Source organism: Sedimenticola hydrogenitrophicus (genome assembly GCF_029017505.1).
GTDB classification, from domain to species: Bacteria; Pseudomonadota; Gammaproteobacteria; order Chromatiales; family Chromatiaceae; genus Sedimenticola; species Sedimenticola hydrogenitrophicus_A.
Genome location: NZ_JAQGEI010000009.1, coordinates 1 through 17,431, shown reverse-complemented (window position 1 = coordinate 17,431; position 17,431 = coordinate 1). Strand labels below are relative to the sequence as shown.

General features: G+C 61.2%; 21 protein-coding genes. 15 read left to right on the top strand and 6 right to left on the bottom strand.

What is annotated here, in order from left to right; genetic code table 11:
* Positions 1-22: 22 nt before the first annotated feature.
* From O9K64_RS07085 to O9K64_RS07075, 3 genes are read right to left on the bottom strand one after another with little or no spacing between them, the layout of a single operon-like run.
* Entirely contained in the window at positions 23-571 is a 549-nt protein-coding gene (locus O9K64_RS07085; protein ID WP_275097378.1) for a DUF924 family protein, read from the bottom strand.
* A 17-nt stretch (positions 572-588) separates the two neighbouring features.
* On the bottom strand, positions 589-1,101 hold the full coding sequence (locus O9K64_RS07080) for a GNAT family N-acetyltransferase (RefSeq protein WP_275097377.1): 513 nt from the start codon (positions 1,099-1,101) through the stop codon (positions 589-591).
* A gap of 18 nt (positions 1,102-1,119) precedes the next feature.
* Positions 1,120-1,611: an FKBP-type peptidyl-prolyl cis-trans isomerase gene (locus O9K64_RS07075; protein WP_275097376.1), complete on the bottom strand. Its 492-nt coding sequence runs from the start codon at positions 1,609-1,611 to the stop codon at positions 1,120-1,122.
* A 232-nt stretch (positions 1,612-1,843) separates the two neighbouring features.
* Here O9K64_RS07075 and O9K64_RS07070 point away from each other — a divergent pair, with 232 nt between their 5' ends.
* From O9K64_RS07070 to mutM, 7 genes are all read left to right on the top strand, one after another.
* Positions 1,844-4,795 (top strand): EAL domain-containing protein, encoded by a 2,952-nt coding sequence (locus tag O9K64_RS07070; RefSeq protein WP_275097375.1) that lies wholly within the window; start codon positions 1,844-1,846, stop codon positions 4,793-4,795.
* A gap of 199 nt (positions 4,796-4,994) precedes the next feature.
* Positions 4,995-5,162, top strand: a complete 168-nt coding sequence (locus tag O9K64_RS07065; protein ID WP_275097374.1) for a hypothetical protein — start codon at positions 4,995-4,997, stop codon at positions 5,160-5,162.
* Positions 5,163-5,295: 133 nt separating this feature from the next.
* Positions 5,296-6,240 carry an ABC transporter ATP-binding protein gene (locus O9K64_RS07060; RefSeq protein ID WP_275097373.1) on the top strand — a complete coding sequence of 315 codons (945 nt, stop codon included), beginning with the start codon at positions 5,296-5,298 and terminating at the stop codon, positions 6,238-6,240.
* Positions 6,237-6,983 carry an ABC transporter permease gene (locus tag O9K64_RS07055; protein WP_275097372.1) on the top strand — a complete coding sequence of 249 codons (747 nt, stop codon included), beginning with the start codon at positions 6,237-6,239 and terminating at the stop codon, positions 6,981-6,983. Before O9K64_RS07060 ends, O9K64_RS07055 begins: the two co-directional genes overlap by 4 nt.
* Positions 6,973-8,331: a GldG family protein gene (locus O9K64_RS07050; protein ID WP_275097371.1), complete on the top strand. Its 1,359-nt coding sequence runs from the start codon at positions 6,973-6,975 to the stop codon at positions 8,329-8,331. Before O9K64_RS07055 ends, O9K64_RS07050 begins: the two co-directional genes overlap by 11 nt.
* A 14-nt stretch (positions 8,332-8,345) precedes the next feature.
* Positions 8,346-9,185, top strand: a complete 840-nt coding sequence (locus tag O9K64_RS07045; RefSeq protein WP_275097370.1) for a DUF4340 domain-containing protein — start codon at positions 8,346-8,348, stop codon at positions 9,183-9,185.
* Between the two features lies 1 nt (position 9,186).
* Entirely contained in the window at positions 9,187-9,999 is an 813-nt protein-coding gene (mutM, locus tag O9K64_RS07040; RefSeq protein WP_275097369.1) for a bifunctional DNA-formamidopyrimidine glycosylase/DNA-(apurinic or apyrimidinic site) lyase, read from the top strand.
* 327 nt (positions 10,000-10,326) lie between these two features.
* On the opposite strand, the gene O9K64_RS07035 is transcribed toward mutM, so the two are convergent.
* The 3 genes from O9K64_RS07035 to O9K64_RS07025 form a co-directional block, all read right to left on the bottom strand.
* Positions 10,327-10,581 (bottom strand): DUF1289 domain-containing protein, encoded by a 255-nt coding sequence (locus tag O9K64_RS07035; protein WP_275097368.1) that lies wholly within the window; start codon positions 10,579-10,581, stop codon positions 10,327-10,329.
* A gap of 131 nt (positions 10,582-10,712) precedes the next feature.
* Entirely contained in the window at positions 10,713-12,380 is a 1,668-nt protein-coding gene (gene ggt, locus O9K64_RS07030) for a gamma-glutamyltransferase (protein ID WP_275097367.1), read from the bottom strand.
* A gap of 25 nt (positions 12,381-12,405) precedes the next feature.
* Positions 12,406-12,651, bottom strand: a complete 246-nt coding sequence (locus O9K64_RS07025) for a YfhL family 4Fe-4S dicluster ferredoxin (protein ID WP_260295143.1) — start codon at positions 12,649-12,651, stop codon at positions 12,406-12,408.
* Between the two features lie 273 nt (positions 12,652-12,924).
* Here O9K64_RS07025 and O9K64_RS07020 point away from each other — a divergent pair, with 273 nt between their 5' ends.
* The 8 genes from O9K64_RS07020 to O9K64_RS06985 all read left to right on the top strand — a co-directional run bounded on the left by O9K64_RS07020 (position 12,925) and on the right by O9K64_RS06985 (position 17,343).
* A complete protein-coding gene (locus O9K64_RS07020; RefSeq protein WP_275097366.1) occupies positions 12,925-13,794 on the top strand; it encodes a formate dehydrogenase accessory sulfurtransferase FdhD in 870 nt (289 codons plus the stop codon).
* A complete protein-coding gene (mobA, locus tag O9K64_RS07015; RefSeq protein WP_275097365.1) occupies positions 13,791-14,381 on the top strand; it encodes a molybdenum cofactor guanylyltransferase MobA in 591 nt (196 codons plus the stop codon). The genes O9K64_RS07020 and mobA overlap by 4 nt, the downstream gene beginning before the upstream one ends.
* A 266-nt stretch (positions 14,382-14,647) precedes the next feature.
* The gene (locus O9K64_RS07010; RefSeq protein ID WP_275097364.1) at positions 14,648-15,022 is read left to right on the top strand and encodes a hypothetical protein; all 375 of its coding nucleotides are present in this window, start codon (positions 14,648-14,650) and stop codon (positions 15,020-15,022) included.
* On the top strand, positions 15,019-15,309 hold the full coding sequence (locus O9K64_RS07005) for a hypothetical protein (RefSeq protein ID WP_275097363.1): 291 nt from the start codon (positions 15,019-15,021) through the stop codon (positions 15,307-15,309). The genes O9K64_RS07010 and O9K64_RS07005 overlap by 4 nt, the downstream gene beginning before the upstream one ends.
* 75 nt (positions 15,310-15,384) lie before the next feature.
* Positions 15,385-15,933, top strand: coding sequence for an REP-associated tyrosine transposase (locus tag O9K64_RS07000; RefSeq protein ID WP_275097362.1), 549 nt, complete (start codon positions 15,385-15,387; stop codon positions 15,931-15,933).
* Positions 15,934-15,995: 62 nt separating this feature from the next.
* Entirely contained in the window at positions 15,996-16,244 is a 249-nt protein-coding gene (locus O9K64_RS06995) for a hypothetical protein (protein ID WP_275097361.1), read from the top strand.
* A 255-nt stretch (positions 16,245-16,499) separates the two neighbouring features.
* A complete protein-coding gene (locus O9K64_RS06990) occupies positions 16,500-16,652 on the top strand; it encodes a hypothetical protein (RefSeq protein WP_335342251.1) in 153 nt (50 codons plus the stop codon).
* Positions 16,653-16,794: 142 nt separating this feature from the next.
* On the top strand, positions 16,795-17,343 hold the full coding sequence (locus tag O9K64_RS06985) for an REP-associated tyrosine transposase (RefSeq protein ID WP_275097360.1): 549 nt from the start codon (positions 16,795-16,797) through the stop codon (positions 17,341-17,343).
* Positions 17,344-17,431: the final 88 nt, after the last annotated feature.

Here is a 17,431-nt window from a genome sequence, read left to right as displayed (position 1 = left end):
CCGCCGGTGGCGCAGGCGAACATCAGCCGGTGAAGGCCCCATCCGAGACGAGATATTCCAGCTCTTCCGGGCGGCTGGTACGGCCGAGGATGGCGTTGCGGTGGGGAAAGCGTCCGAAACGGCGCACGATCTCCCGGTGGTGCCGGGCAAAGGTGAGATTGTCCTGTAGCCCGGCCTGCGCAAAGAGTTCGACAGAGGTCTCCTGATCCCGCAGTTCCTCGCTGTGCATGTACGGCATGTAGAGGAAGGCGCGCCGGGCGCCGTTCAGGGATTGATCGAAGCCGCGTTTGATGGCGAATCCGGCGATCTCCCGGGCCTGGGCCTCGGTCCGGAAACTCTCGGGCCGACCGCGGAACATGTTCAGCGGAAACTGATCCAGCAGGATGACCAGTGCCAGGCAGCCCTCGGCGCTGGTCATCCATTGATCCAGATGCCCCTCGGCCGCCCGCGCCCAGAGGGGCTGGAAGCAGTCAGCGATGGTCTGGTCCAGCTCCGGCGTGGCGGCGAACCAGTGCCGTGAAACCGGCTCGGTGAACCAGAATTCGATAATATCCCGTGGTTCGACAGCCATCGCACTCCCCCCATGTTTCACCGTTGATGGCGATAGAGACACCACTCCCCGCCGCGGAACGGCAGGACCTTCTCAAAGGTCGCCCCCATGCGTTCCGCCAGGGCGATAGAGGTGCTGTTTTCCGCCTGGATAAAGCTGATCAGATGGAGCCCGGGCAACGACACCCTGGCCATCTCCCGCACCGCCACGGCCGCCTCGAGCGCGTAGCCCCGGCCCCAACAGTCCCGGGCCAGGGCCCACTTGATCTCCGGCTCCGGCCAGTCAACCGGATACCAGAGCCCCACCGGGCCGATCACCCGGCCGGTGCCGCGCTCCTCCACCGCGTAGGGACCATAACCCCGCAGCAGCCAGTGCCCCATCATGCCCGCCATGGTGCGCCAGGTCCCGCCCTCGCTCAGCGGCTTCCCCACCGTGTAGCGGGTGCATTCCGGGTCGGAATAATAGGTGTGCAGATCCCGCCAATCGGCCTCGCGGAAGGTACGCAGTATCAGCCTTTCCGTCTCCAGCCGTTCGGGTATCCGGTAGGGCATGATGCGCGCGCCCCCGGATCAGTGGGTCTGGCAGTGGTCACCATCGTGATGCACATGGCCGTGCTCGATCTCATCCGCGCTGGCCTCGCGCACCTCGATGATCTCCAGATCGAAATTGAGCTCCTTGCCGGCCATCGGATGATTGCCGTCCACGGTGACGGTCGCCTCGTCCACTTCCACCACGGTGACCAGGAACGGAACCCCCTCCTCCATCTCGGTCTGGAACTGCATGCCCACCGCGATCTGCTCGACGCAGGGGAAGTTCTCCCGCGGCACCCCTTCGATCAGGCTCTCGTCCCGCTCGCCATAGGCCTCTTCGCAGGGGATGCTGACCGACAGCTTATCGCCCTGCCGGTGCCCGGTCAGTGCCCGCTCCAGGGCCGGTATCAGGCTCTCGGTGCCGTGGATATAGGTCAGGTAGCCATCGTTGGCGGAGCTGTCGATGATCTCGCCACTCTGATCGCGGGTGACATAGTCGAGGATGACGGCCTTAAAATCGCTGATCTGCATGAAATGTCTCTATATAAAGTAAAAATGGAGGGTTAATACCATAAAAACCCTGAGGTTACTGTAGATTCGATAAAATCTTTTTAAAGAATCACTAGTTGGCGCCGACAAGTAGCCTGTAGGCATCGCGACCACCGCGCTGATTCGCCAATACCACATAACTAAAAGGCTGAACACAGCATAGCCCCATTATTTCACGCCGGGGATGCCGTCGCAAAATAACGAAGGTGATAAGTTGCCCTGGCTTCAGAATCTGATCTGCCACATCAAGATCCGCCGGCTCCTGCTCATGGTGCTGGGCCTGCTCTGTGCGATCGCGGTCTCCGCCATTGCCTGGAACAGTATCGGTGTCATCCGCCAACATCAATCCGCCAGCCACCTGGGGCTGATCAATCTGCTGGCGGACCGGTCGCTGCAACTGACCACCGAGCTGGCCGTGGAACGCGGACTCACCTCAACCCTCCTGGCTATCCCCGGCACGCTGGAGGCGGATCAGCTGATCCGCCTGAATGACCAGCGCAAACGCACCGACCACAGATACCGGGAGTTCGCGCGGATTCTCCAGCAATATCACGCCCCTGAAGGCTTAACCCCGCTCGAGCGCGCCTACACGTCCATGCAGCAGCTCTACGATCAGCTGCAGCAGCTGCGCCGCGAGGTGGACCGGGCCTTTCTTGGTAACAAGGATCCGCGGATCTCCCTGCGCTGGTTTGGTCTGGTGACCGGAAAAATAGAAGATATCGCCAAGCTGCAGCGCGCCATCACGGCGCCGACCGAAGAGATTGGTCATGTCATCTATTATGGGCAGATGCTGCGTGACTCCTTCTATACCATGGCCGAGTATGCCGGTCGCGAACGGGCCGATATCGGCAGGGCTATCGCATTAAACAGATCGCTCAGCGTGGATGAACTGCATCACCTGATACAGTATCGGGAGGCGCTGGAGTTCGGCGAGAAAAAGAGTCTTGAGGTACTGGCCTTCTACCCGGAAACCCCGGAGATCAAGGCCGCAATGGCCCGCTACCGGGCGATATTCAAGGGCAGCTATGAAGAAATCCGCAACCGGGTCCTGGGGGCCAGCCGGGACGGCAAACCCTATCCGGTAACCGAGCTGGTCTGGTTTTCCGAGGCCTCGCGCGCCATCGACACCATCACCGCTCTCTCCGAGGCCGCCAGCATCCACAACGGGCAGGATATCGCGGCCATTCAACAGCAGGCCAACCAGACCGTGGTCGCCCTGATGGCGACCGTGCTGCTGGTGTTTGTGCTGTTCATCGTCACCTATCTGATCACCTATCGACGCATCCTGTTCCCCCTGAATCTGCTGGAGAATGCCGCCAGAACCATCGAGTCGGGCAATCTCAGACAACCGCTCCAGATCAATGCCCGGGACGAATTCGGCCGTCTGGGCCTGAGCTTCGAGTCGATGCGCCTGAGCCTGCTGGCGGACCGGGAACAGCGCGAGCTGGTGGAACAGGAGCTGCGCAAGCTGCACCAGGCCATCGAGCAGAGCGTCAGCTCCCTGGTAATCACCAACGCCGAGGGTGTCACCGAGTATGTGAACCGCCGCTTCGAGATCACCACCGGTTACCGGCAGGAGGAGGTGATCGGGTGCAAGTTCAACAAGACCGGCTCGGATCAGACCCCGCAGGCGGTCTACGAGGCCATGTGGCAGACCATCAAGTCCGGAGAGATCTGGGAGGGTGAACTGCTCAACCGCAAGAAGAGCGGCGAACTGTTCTGGGAGCTGGTGAGTATCTCGCCGGTCAGGAACAAGCAGGGCGAGATCAGCCACTTCATCGGCATGCATCACGACATCAGCCAGCGCAAGGCGATGGAGGAACGGCTCAACTACCTGGCTTATCACGACGAGCTGACCGGCCTGCCCAACCGCAGCATGCTGGCCGAGCGCTTTATCCAACTGATCGGCCACCCCAGGCGGCAGATGAAGCAGACCGCCCTGCTGATGCTGGATCTGAACCGCTTCAAGCTGATCAATGACAGCCTCGGCCACGAAACCGGTGATCAGGTGCTGGTGGAGGTGGGCAACCGGCTGTCGAATCTGGCCCGTGCCAGCGACACCGTCTCACGTTATGGCGGTGACGAATTCGTCATCCTGCTGACCGAAATCGATTCGCCCGACGTGGTGACCGATTTCGCCCGCCGCATCACCCAGAAAATCAGCCAGCCGATAGCGGTGGGTGAACGCCTGCTGCACGTCAGTTGTGCCATCGGGGTGGCGCTCTGGCCCCAGGATGGCAAAAGGCTGGACAATCTGCTGAGCAATGCCGATGCCGCGATGTACCAGGCGAAGAACCGCAACGGTGAGAAGCTGCAGTTCTTCACCGAGGAGCTGAACCACCAGGTTCAGCAGCGCATGGAGATGGAGAACGACTTGCGCAACGCGCTGCGCGACAATGAGCTGGAGCTCTATTACCAACCCCAGTTCAATCAGCGGACCAACCGGATCACCGGCATGGAGGCCCTGTTACGCTGGCACCATCCGCGACGCGGGCTGGTCAGCCCGGACCGTTTCATCCCGCTGGCCGAGGAGACCGGACTGATCCTGCCCATCGGCGAGTGGGTGCTGGAGACCGCCTGCCGGCAGCTGAAGCATTTCCAGCGCAACGGTTACCCGCAGCTGATCGTGGCGGTGAATGTGTCGGTGCGCCAGCTGGAAGGCCAGGACATGGCGGAGATCGTCCAGCAGGTGATCGACCGCACCGGTATCAATCCCGCCTCGCTAGAGATCGAGATCACCGAGAGCACCATGATGGAGGATCCGGAGCACATGATCGAGGCCCTCGGTGCCCTGAAGCGACAGGGTGTGCGGCTGGCCCTGGATGACTTCGGCACCGGTCATTCGTCGCTCTCCTATCTGCAGCGTTTCCCGTTCGACAAGATCAAGATCGACCGCGCGTTCATCCGCAACATCATCCAGTCCGAGGATGACGCCGCCATCGCCATGACCATCGGCGCCATGGCCAAAAGCCTGAAACTGGAGGTGATCGCCGAGGGGGTGGAGAGCGAGGCGCAGATGGCGTTTCTCAAACGCTGCGGCTGCGACAACATCCAGGGCTACCTGATCAGCAAACCGGTTCCCGCCATGGAGCTCGGCCAACTCCTGGCACAGTACGCCATCGCGCCCTACGCGCGGCAACACTCCCCAAACCCCGAGTCGACATAACCCGCGCCGGCGCGGCGCCCCGAGGGGTTATTGCGACTCGGGTTCAAGTTCCTCACTGGCAACCACTGACCCGTAAGCGTCATCAAACGGAAACCAACGCCGTTCACACTATCAATGCCAGCGTAATCTGTAGGCTTGATAATAACCGAGTAAATCAGTATGGTATTCACCAGCAGATCATTATCCAGGAGGATTCGTCATGGAACATCAGAACATCAAATGCCAGGAGCGGGAGCGGATCGCCGAGTTTATCGCCATCTCGGCCACTTACATCGGCGTGGAGCCCCCTTCCGAGCACACCTTTTCCCGCTGGACCAGCAGCTGTGTCTGCCAGGATGGCGGCGTACCGGAGCAGGCATCCCACTAGAAATCCACGGAGTCTGTCGGACTTGACCGACAGACTCACGGACTAAGGGCCCGCACGCCCCATACCCGACTTCGCCAACCGATGCCGGGGCATCTTGATCTTACGACCCGATCTCCTGTACCTTGCTGGCCCAATGGCCGCATTAATCCACATTGAAAATCTCTCCCGGCGCTATGGTGATCACTGCGCCGTGGAGGATCTCAGCTTCGAGCTGCAACCGGGCGAAGTGCTGGGATTTCTCGGCCCCAACGGGGCCGGAAAATCCACCACCATGCAGATCATCAGCGGCGTGCTGGCACCCAGCAGCGGCCGCGTGCGGCTGGACGGTATCGATCTGCGCCAAGACCCCATCCAGGCCAAAAGCGCCCTTGGCTATCTGCCTGAGACCCCGCCACTCTACCCGGAGATGCGGGTGGATGAATACCTCCGCTTCTGCGCCCGGATACACCGGATCAGCGCGGCAGACAGTGAGCGTGCCGTGGCGCGGGCCAAGACGCGTTGCGGTCTGAGCCCGATGGGCTCGCGGGTGATCGGCAACCTCTCCAAGGGCTATCAGCAGCGGGTCGGCATCGCCCAGGCGATCATCCACAATCCGCGCATCATCATCCTCGACGAACCCACCAGCGGCCTGGACCCGAACCAGGTCCGGGAGATTCGCAGCCTGATCCGCGACCTGGCGGAGGCCTGCGGCGTGCTGCTCTCCACCCATATCCTGCCCGAGGTGCAATCGCTCTGCGATCGGGTGCTGATCCTGCACCAGGGCCGGCTGGTCTATTCCGGACCGGTCAGTCAACGGCAGCAGAACCGGTTGCTGGTGACGTTGGGGACGGATGGCGACGGCGCTTTGCTGGCCGATCTGCCGGGGGTGAGCGCGGTTGAACCGCTGGATCCGCGGCAATTCCGCCTCACCCTTGCCGGGAGCCACGGCCCGGCGGACATTGCCGAGGCGATCGTGCGCCAGGGCGGGCGGCTGTGCGAACTGCGTGACGATCAGGACGACCTGGAACGGATTTTCAGCCAAGTCACGCTCGGCCAGATTGCATTCGATCAAGCCACACTCGCGGAGCGGGTCCAGTGATCCGCGCCGTGGCCGGTCGAGAGCTGCGAGCCCTGTTCCTCTCCCCACTCGCCTGGAGCCTGCTGGGTGTCGCCATGATCATCCTCGCCTGGCTGTTCCTGGTGCAGATCGAGAGCTTCATGCAGCTGCAACCGAAGCTGATCGCCGGCGCCTCGGAGCTGGGGGTCACCGATCTGGTGGTCGCACCGCTGTTCGATTCCGGCGCCATGGTCCTGCTGCTGCTGACCCCGCTGCTGACCATGCGCCTGCTGAGTGAAGAGCAGCGCAGCGGCACCATCCGGCTGCTCTTCTCGGCGCCGATCTCCACCGCCCAGATCGTATTGGGCAAATACCTGGCCATGCTGGGGGTGTTCGGGCTGCTGCTGTTGCTGATCGCGCTGCTGCCGCTGTCGCTGCTGCTGGGCGGCACCCTGGACCTGGGTCGTCTGGCCGCCACCCTGCTGGGAATGGGACTGCTGCTGGCCTGCTACAGCGCCATCGGCCTGTTTCTCTCCAGCCTGACCGAGCAACCGGCGGTGGCCGCCATCAGCAGCTACGGACTGCTGCTGTTTCTCTGGATCGTCAACCTGTCGGGTTCCGACGATCGCAGCGGCCTGTTCGAGTGGCTCTCCCTGACCAGCCACTACCGGCCCTTTCTCGACGGTGTGGTACGCAGCGGCGATCTGGCTTACTTCCTGCTGCTGATCATCGCCAGCCTGCTGATGGCCATTCATCACCTGGAGAGTCGACGCCGTGGGGGCTGAATTGTCCGCCGCCAACCGCCACCGTTTCCGGCAGCGCCTGGAGGGCCTGCTCTTCTATCTTTTGCTGCTCCTCGCCATCGGCCTGGCCGGCTGGCTCAGCCAACGCTACCAGGGCGTGTACGACTGGACCGACCGGGCCCGGAACAGTCTCACCGGCGCCAGTCGGCAGCTATTGGAGAGACTGGAAGCACCGCTGCTGATCCGCTCCTTTGCCCCGGCCAATCCGCAACTGCGGCAACAGATCCGCGCCGTCATCGAACCCTACCAGCGACACCGACTCGACATCACCCTGGAATTCATCGACCCGGCGCTGCAGCCCGAACTGACCCGTGAAACCGGCATCCGCCGCGCCGGTGAGCTGCAGCTCAGCTACCAGGAGCGCAGCGAGAACCTGGACACCCTGACGGAGCAGCAGATCAGCAACAGCATCCAGCGGCTGATCCAGCGGGGTCAGCGCTGGATCGCCGGCATCGAGGGGCATGGCGAACGCCGACTCATCGGCAAGGCCAACCACGACCTGGGCGAGTTCGGCGCCGAACTGCAGCGCAAGGGCTACCGGATTCAGGCCCTGCAGCTGAGCGAGCAGCCGCTGATACCGCGCAATATCGCGCTGCTGGTGCTGGCCGGTCCCCAGGTTGCCCTGCTGCCGGCGGAGCGGCAGGTGATCAGGGACTACCTCGACCGCGGCGGCAACCTGTTGTGGCTGACCGATCCCGGCCCGCAACACGCCCTGCCGGAACTGTTCCCGGGGCTCGACCTGGAGATACTGCCGGGCACGGTGGTGGATGCCAACGCCGCCGGAATGGGCCTGGACAATCCCGCCATCGCGCTGGTGACCCGTTTTCCCGACCACCCCGCCACGCAGCGCCTGGAGCGGGTGACGCTCTACCCCTTCGCCGCCGCGCTGAAGGCCAGCCCGGGCGCCGGCTGGCAGGCCATCTCCCTGTTGCAGACCCAGCCGGGCAGTTGGAACGAGACCAGCACGCTGAGCGGCGAACTGCGGCGTAATGCCGCGCTGGGCGAGGAGCCCGGCCCCCTGACCCTGGGATACGCCTTCAGCCGTCAGTTGGAAGGGACATCGCAGCGGCTGATGGTGGTGGGTGACGGCGATTTTCTCTCCAACAGCTACCTGGGCAACGGCGGCAACCTCGACCTGGGCCTCAACCTGATCCGCTGGCTCAGCGGTGATGACAACCTGCTGGACATTCCGGCCCGGACCGCGCCCGACACCCGGCTCGAACTGAGCCGCACCGCCGGGGCCGCCATCGGGCTCGGCTTCCTGTTTATACTACCGCTACTGCTGATCGCCACCGGCCTGTTCATCTGGTGGCGACGCCGCAGGGCATGATGGAGACACCGCGTATGCGCAGACAGCGCCTGGTCAATCTGTTCCTGTTACTACTGGTGGTGCTGTTGGGCCTGTGGGTCTGGCTCACCCCGGAAGAACCATCCGGCGCGCCGAGCGAGCCGCTCACCCGGCTCGACCCGGCGGCCATCCAGCGGATCGAGATCCGCAACAACAACGGTCCCCGGTTCGTCATGCAACGGGACGGCCGGGAGTGGCGGATGACCGAGCCCCACCAGGTGCGCGCCAATGCGCCGCGCATCGACATCCTGCTGGATCTGCTCTCCACCCCGCAGATCGAATCCTTCCCGCTGCCGGCGGAGCGGCTGGCCGAGTTCGGCCTGGACCGGCCGCTGGCCGAGCTCACCTTCAACCAGACGCGCATCACATTCGGCGGCACCCACCCCTACAACTACCGCCGCTACCTGCGCATCGACGACCGGCTCTACCTGACCAACGACATCTTCCCGCACCACGCGTTGGCACGCGCCGAGGAGTTCATCAGCCACGCCCTGTTCGCCGAGGATGCGGAGATCCGCGAGATCAGCACCCCAGACTGGCGCCTCTACAACGACCAGGGCGACTGGAACCTGGAGCCCGCCAATCCAGCGGTCGGGCGCGAACTACTGCAAGACAAGGCCTCCGCCTGGCAGCACACCTGGGTGGCCCGGGTGATCAAGGCGCCCGCCACCCCGGGGGATACGACCGTGAGCGTGCGCTTGGCGGACCAGGTGGAGCCGCTGGTTCTGGAGGTGATCAAACAGAAATCCCAGACCCTGCTGGTCAACCGGACGCTGGGGCTGGCCTACGGGCTCAACAGCGACGCCCTGCTGCGGCCGCCGGGAGACAACGAATAGGATGCCGGAACTGCCCGAAGTCGAGACCACCCGCAGCGGCATCGCCCCGCATATCCAGGGGCGGCGGATCAGCGGTGTGGCGGTACGCCAGCCCAACCTGCGTTGGCCGGTGGTGGACAACCTGGCCGGGCTGGTGACCGGCCGCACCGTGCGCTCGGTGGAGCGGCGCGCCAAGTACCTGCTGCTCAACCTCGCCAACGGCACCCTGATCCTGCACCTGGGGATGTCCGGCAGTCTGCGCATCCTGCCGCGCGACAGCGAACCGGGCAAGCATGACCACTTCGACCTGCAGTTCCGCGACTGCTGCCTGCGGCTGCGCGACCCGCGCCGCTTCGGCGCCGTGCTCTGGACCGACCGGCCGGTGGCCGAGCACCCACTGATCGCCCACCTGGGGCCGGAACCCCTGTCGGAAGCGTTCGATGGCGACTACCTGCACCGGCAGGCACAAAAGCGCCGGGTGGCGGTGAAGAGCCTGATCATGGACGGCCGGGTGGTGGTGGGGGTGGGGAATATCTATGCCAACGAGGCGCTGTACCGGGCCGGCATATTGCCGACCCGTGCCGCCAACCGAATCTCGGCCGCCCGCTACGCCCGGCTCAGCGGGGAGATAAAAGAGGTGCTTGCCGCGGCCATCGCCCGGGGCGGCACCACCCTGCGGGATTTCCAGCAGGAGGATGGCAAGCCCGGCTATTTCGCCCAGGAGCTGCAGGTCTACGGCCGGGCGGGGGCGCCCTGCCCGGGCTGCGGAACGCCGGTCAGGCAGCAGCGCATCGGCCAGCGCTCCAGTTTCTTCTGCGGTCGCTGCCAGCGGTGAGTGGGATTTGTATTTAGCCGCGAATGAACATGAATGACGATATTGTGACTCGTTGGAAACGTAGGATGCGGTGAGTAAAACGAACCGCATCATGGAGGATGCTTCTTATCCAGGATGGTGCGGTTCGTACCTCACCGGCACCCTACAATTTGGCATCAGTAAAAAGCCTCAACGACTTGATTTGCGTTTATTCCATCCTTAGGTCCGTAAACGGTGCATTGCATCCTCGGCTCCGTAAACGGTACATCCCTGTACCACTCCTCCTGCACCACTTCTCGCGTGCATTCGCGGATAAATATCCACCCTCCGGTCAAGACCGGGGCAATGTCACTTGCCGATCGGGATACCGATACCGCCCGGCTGGCTCATCTGCTGCTGTTTGCGCACGTTCTTGGCGGCCTTGTCGCCGACAAAGGCGGTGAAATCCTCGACGTTCTCATAGCCCATCTCGATGGCGAAACGGGTGACGGCGAACACCAGGTCACGGGTCTTGGCGATCTCTTCGTGGCTGCGGCCACAACCGGAGCAGTGGGTACCCTCCTGACTGCAGAAATCACCACCCTTGCAAGGACTGAATTGCATAAAACGCTCTCCTGATACTGTGACTGTTACCACCACGGGGCGGGCGGCGTAGCGACGACACCCGGGCCTGACCGGGCATTGAACCCGGATATGCCGGATTTATCAACCCAAAGTCATCAGGGACGTCCCGGTCACTCCACCCGGGCACTGCCCATGCCGCGCGGGTCACTGGCGCCGCTCAGGCGGTCCGCCTGGCGGTCCCAGTACAGCGCCTGCATATTGCCGTAGGTGGAGTCCAGGGGCTTCAGCTGGTGTCCCAGGGCCTGCAGTTGCTGCTGTTCACCGGCACTCAGCGCGCCGGGCTCGAACTGGATCGCATCGGGCAGGTACTGGTGGTGGTAGCGCGGCCGGGCGACCCAGGCATCGGGACCTTCACCTTCCGCCATCGCCAGGATACCGTGCAGCAGCATGCTGATGATGCGGCTGCCGCCGGGGGTGCCCAACACGGCCACGCCCCGCCCGGTCTCGACGAAGGTGGGGGTCATGCTGGAGAGCATGCGTTTGCCCGGGGCTATGGCGTTGGCCTCGCCCCCCACCAGACCATAGACATTGGGCGTGCCGGGACGGGCGGAAAAGTCATCCATCTCGTCGTTCAGCAGCACACCGGTGCCGGGAGCCACAAAGCAGGAGCCGAACGGGTAGTTGATGCTCAGAGTGGCGGAGACCCGGTTGCCCTCGGCATCGATGATCGAGTAGTGGGTGGTGTCCTGCCCCTCGCCATGCTCTCCGGCCGGGGTGTGGCGGCTGGGGGTGGCGGCATCCAGCTGGATATCCCGCACCAGCCCGGCCGCGTAATCGGGGTCGATCAGCCGCACCACCGGCATGTCGACAAAATCGGGGTCACCCAGGTACTCGGCCCGGTCCCGATAGGCGCGGCGCATCACCTCCACCAGCAGGTGCTTGCGCTGCAGCGGGGAGTAGATCTCCAGGTCGAAACGGGCCAGCTGGTTGAGCATGCTGATGAGCACGATACCGCCGGACGAGGGTGGCGCCGCGCTGGTGATCTTCATGCCGCGATATTCACCGCGCACCGGTTTCCGTTCCACCACCTGGTAGTCGGCCAGGTCCTGCGCCTTCCAGATACCGCCGGCGGCCTGCACGCCGGCCACCAGCCGCTCCGCCAGCGTCCCGCGATAGAAGCCGTCGTGTCCCTGCTCCGCCAGCCGTTCCAGGGTCTCGGCCAGATCGTGCTGTTTGATGATGGCGCCTGGCAGGGGCACCTCCCCCGCCGCCAGGAACTGGGCGCTGACGGCCGGCCAGCGGCGCAGCTGCTCCAGCCGCCATTCCGCCATGCGCCGGTAGTGGGCGTCCACCGGGAAACCCTCCCGGGCCAGGCGGATCGCCGGTGCCAGGGTTTGGGCCAGCGGCAGACGGCCATAGCGGGTGGCCAGATGGGCCAGCGCCGCCGGTTGCCCGGGAATCCCCGCCGACAGCGGCCCATTGACCGACAGGCCGGGGACCACCTCGCCCGAGTCATCGAGATAGAGATCGCGATGCGCCGCCAGCGGTGCCCGCTCGCGGCCATCCAGCATCACCTCGTAACCGTCACTGGCCCGGTGCAGCAGCCAGAAACCGCCGCCGCCCATGCCGGAGCTGTAGGGCTCCACCACCGCCAGCACCGCCGCCACCGTGACGGCGGCGTCGAAGGCGTTGCCCCCCGCGGCCAGGATGTCGAGGCCCGCTTCGGTGGCCAGGGGATGGGCCGAGGCGATCGCCCCCTGCCCCTGGGCCGCCGGCAGCCCGGGCAGCAGGAACAGGAGCAGCAGGAACAGCCAGGGAAAAGGGCGCGGACGCGTCATGGCGGACTATCCGATGCGCCGCCGGTTAGCCGGTGATCCGATTATACTTCTCCATCAACTCCTCTTTGCTCTCCACATGGTCCGGATCCTTGGGGATACAGTCCACCGGGCAGACCTCAACGCATTGGGGTTCATCATAATGGCCGACACACTCGGTGCAGAGATTCGGGTCGATCACGTAGATCTCATCCCCCTGGCTGATGGCGCCATTGGGGCATTCGGGTTCACAGACATCGCAGTTGATGCATTCATCGGTAATGATCAGAGCCATTTTGATACTCCAGCTAGAATTGGCCTCGTGGGTGGAATTATATCCTGTATCCATTATGACAGGATAAAAGAGTTGGTTGTTTAACCAGACCATACGGTTATGCTGCCGCGATGCTTTTAAAATCACCCTGCTAAGTGCCCGGATTAAGCCTTAACCGGGTGGGCTAATATTGTCTATAGACGGTTAACCATCATGACTGGAACAAAACGGATCTGTGGCATAATGCCGTCGATCCCGGCCGGGCAGATAGATAACACCAGGATACCGAGCTTCATGAATGTTGAATCAATACACGCCACCCCATCCGCCCGTCTGATCCTGAGCGATGCCGGCCTCGACTCCACCCTGGCGGTCACCTCGCTGGACGAGTACGGCGAGCCGCGCGAGGGCCACGTGGCGGCCGAGCGCGCCCTCACCCTGTACCTCAACAAGCGCGAACTCGTCACCCTGATGACCCTCGGCTCCCAGCCCGAGATGCTGGTGCTCGGCTGGCTGCGCAACCAGCGGCTGGTGCAGCGGATCGAGCAGATCGCCGCCATCCAGGTGGACTGGGAGACCGAGGCCGCCGCCATCCAGACTCACGAGGAGATCCCCGATCTCGAGGCCCGCCTCGGCCGCAAGACCGTCACCACCGGCTGCGGCCAAGGCACGATGTTCGGCGACCTGATGGAGGATCTGGAGAAGATCACCCTGCCGAAAACCGAACTCCGGCAGTCGCTCGTCTATGGCTTGCTCAAGGCCCTGGACCAGCATAACCAGATCTACCGGCGCGCCGGCGCCGTGCACGGCTGCGCCCTCTGCCGGGGCACCGAGATCCTCCATTTCGTCGAGGAGGTGGGCCGCCACAACGCCGTCGACACCATCGCAGGTCACATGTGGATGAACGAGACCGCCGGCCACGACAAGATCTTCTACACCACCGGCCGGCTCACCTCGGAGATGGTGATCAAGGTGGCGCAGATGGGCATCCCCATCCTGCTCTCCCGCTCCGGTGTCACCCAGATGGGCCTGGAACTGGCCCAGCGCCTCGGCGTCACCCTGGTGGCCCGCGCCAAGGGTCAGCACTTCCTGCTCTACCACGGTCAGGAGCAGTTCGTGTACGATCAACCCCCAAAACGGACACCCGTGAGCAGCAAGGCATGAGCGAACCGAAAATCACCGCCGTGATCCTCGCCGGCGGCAAGGCCCGGCGCATGGGCGGAGAGGACAAGGGGCTGATCGACCTGGACGGCCGGCCGCTGATCGCCCACGTGCTGGAGCGCATCCGGCCCCAGGTGGCCCAGGTGGTGATCAACGCCAACCGCAACCTGGAACGCTACGCCGCCTTCGGCCACCCGGTGATCAGCGACACCCTGAGCGACTTCCAGGGCCCGCTGGCCGGCTTCCTCGCCGTCATGCAACAGGTGGACAGCGATTTCATCGTCACCCTGCCCTGCGATGGCCCCTGCCTGCCGGACAACCTGGTGGAACGCCTGCGCCAGGCGCAACAGGCTGCCGGCGCCGACATCGCCGTAGCCCACGACGGCAACCGCATGCAACCGGTCTACGCCCTCATCGCCACCCACCTGCAACCGAGCCTGGAAGCCTACCTGCAGGCGGGCGAACGCAAGATCGACTGGTGGTACGCCAAGCACCACACCGTCAACGTCGACTTCTCCGACGCCCCCGAGACCTTTCTCAACATCAACACCCCCGAGGACCGGGCACGGTTCCTGGCCGAGAGCGGCTAGCCCGTCCCTTCACCGCCCAGTGACGATCAGCGTAGCCCCGCCGCGAAAGAGGCTACCAGCACGAACCGGAGTCTGGTAGCCTTGGGTTCCATAGGGAATACGGTTTGCCGGCGATACGCTTTCATATTCGAATCGCCCCCCTGCAGGCAAAATTCAATCAACACGACCAAGTCGTATAACTTACTTAACCGAGCGGGCTTACTGTGATATTTACTTATGCAGGCGAGGAAGACGCATAATCCGCGTAGATTGCCAAGAGACAATATATGGATATGAAAGAATCGCTCGCGGCAAAAGTCGTCGATGCTGGCGGAAAATTAACGGTAAAGAGTGCATTGAACCCGATATTGTGGTTATGCGCTATTGTCTCTATTCCATGTCTTATCCTCGTGCCTTTTTTTGAGTCTCTTCAAACCTGGCTATTCGCACTAGCAGCGATGCCAGTTGTAACTGCAATTTTCGGTTTCTTCTTCTTGCTTGTAGTCGATCGAGACAAACTCCAATCGGAAGAATATCAATTAAGAAAACAAACTCTCGAATTTATGCAACAAAAAGGTCAGGCGTTACCAAGCCCAATAAATGAAGATGAATTAATTCCACCTCCTATCCAAGGAAAGCTCCTTGAAGGAGGTGCAAAATGAAGTCTTTTGTCTTTGTGTATACAGGCGGCGCTCAAGAAAGAGAAAAACTTGTTGAGGTTCTGAACAAAATTCCAGAAGTGTATTCATGGCGTTATGATACGGCCGTTTGCTTCTACATTTTGTCTAATAGCACCGCTAGATTCTTGGCTGAGGCAATTAAGCGACATCATCCCACAATCGGAAAGCACATAATTACAAAACTTGGTGATGAATATTGGGGAGAGCTAACTGGGGATAGCTGGCACATGCTCGAAAAAAAGGAAGCTCCACCACAATCCAGCCATTAGCTGCAGCCAGGTAGGGTGGGCACGCCTTTTGTGCCCACGCGGATGTAATCAAATCAACCAAATGGACAAAAAAGGATGTCCCGATACCGACGCGCCAACACGGAAGGTGCCAGCTATTTTTTCACCGTGGTGACTTACCGCCGCCAAACCCTGCTTTGTAATGAAAAAATCCGCCGGGCATTGCGACAAGCGATAGAGGCGGTGCGTGTGGATCGGCCCTTCGAAATCGATGCCTGGGTATTGCTGCCGGATCACTTGCATTGTATCTGGACACTGCCACTGGGTGATGCAGATTACGCGACGCGATGGGGCATGATCAAGCGAACCGTGAGCCTGGCATGTGGCGCAGATTATGGACGTCCCGAATGGATCAATGCGTCGAAACGCAAACATCGTGAATCAACTCTATGGCAGCGGCGCTATTGGGAACACCGTATCCGGGATGATAGGGATTTTTCGCGGCATATGGATTACATTCATTACAATCCGGTCAAGCATGGTCTGTGCGTACGGGCGGTTGATTGGCCCTATTCCACCTTTCATCGGCATGTTAGGAACGGCGTTTACACGATGGATTGGGGCTATGTCAAAATTGATATTGCAGCCGAGGGTTATGGCGAATAACCGCGTGGGCACAAACAACGTGCCCACCCTACCGGTCTATCTTAGCGAAGCGGAGTCAAAAAGTGGAAAAATGCATTGTCGAATGGCATGACGAGTATATTCATTACAAAGTAGTTCAAAGTGAAGAAAGAGATAGTAAGACAGGACAGCCTAATTTTAGAATTCTCCAGAAAATCACAGGTGAACAATGGGAAGAGTTCAAATCCTTACCATATGTTGTCGGCTACGGATTGCTTTCCATCAAAAACAATGATCCTGGTAATGATTGGCTAGTTCGTAATGCATTACACAATTACCTTGATAGCCTTTAATTTTTTACGGCATGTGGATTACATTCATTACAATCCGATCAAGCATGACCTGTGCGAACGGGCAGTTGATTGGCCCTATACCACCTTTCATCGGCAGGTTAGGGATGGTGTTTATATGATTGATTGGGATGGGATGGGATGGGATGGGATGGAAAACGATATTACAGCCGAGGGTTATGGCGAATGACCGCGTGGGCACAAAAGACGTGCCCACCCTACCCTACTTGCGCAGCCCCATACACTTCAGGAGAACTTATGTTTGACCACGTCAAATTCGGAGTCAGCAACTATGCAGCGAGCAAAGTGTTCTTCCTCAAGGCTCTCGAGCCGCTCGGCGTAGCTGTTGTCTCAGAGGGGCTGCCGACGTACGGTGTCGAGCTTAGCACAAAGGGTAATGATATTTGGTGATATTTGGGGTCAGATGAAAAACTCTTGGACGCTGCCACTGGGTGATGCAGATTACGCGACGCGATGGAGAAAGCCAGGTAGGGTGGGCACGCCTTTTGTGCCCACGCGGATGTAATCAAATCAACCAAATGGACAAAAAAGGATGTCCCGATATCGACGCGCCAACACGGAAGGCGCCAGCTATTTTTTCACCCAGGTGACTTACCGTCGTCAAGCCCTGCTTTGTAATGAAAATATCCGCCGAGCATTACGCCAAGCGATCGAGGCGGTGCGTGTGGACCGGCCCTTCAAAATCGACGCCTGCGTATTGTTGCCAGATCACTTGCATTGCATCTGGACACTGCCGCCAGGTGACTCAGACTATTCGACGCGATGGAACATGATCAAACGGGCCGTGAGTCTGGCGTACGGCACGGATTATAGACGTCCCGAATGGATCAATACTTCGAAACGCAAGCACCGGGAATCGACTCTTTGGCAGCGGCGTTATTGGGAACACCGTATCCGGGATGATCGGGATTTTTCGCGGCATGTGGATTACATTCATTACAACCCGATCAAGCATGGTCTGTGCGCACGGGCGGTTGATTGGCCCTATTCCACCTTTCATCGGCATGTTAGAGGTGGTGTTTATACAATGGATTGGGGCGGGATCGGAAATGATATTACAGCCGAGGGTTATGGCGAATGACCGCGTGGGCACAAAAGACGTACCCACCCTACTAGCTACAATGCTTTTTTGACTGGGTGTATAAATCATGAAAGTCGGCTACTTTGAA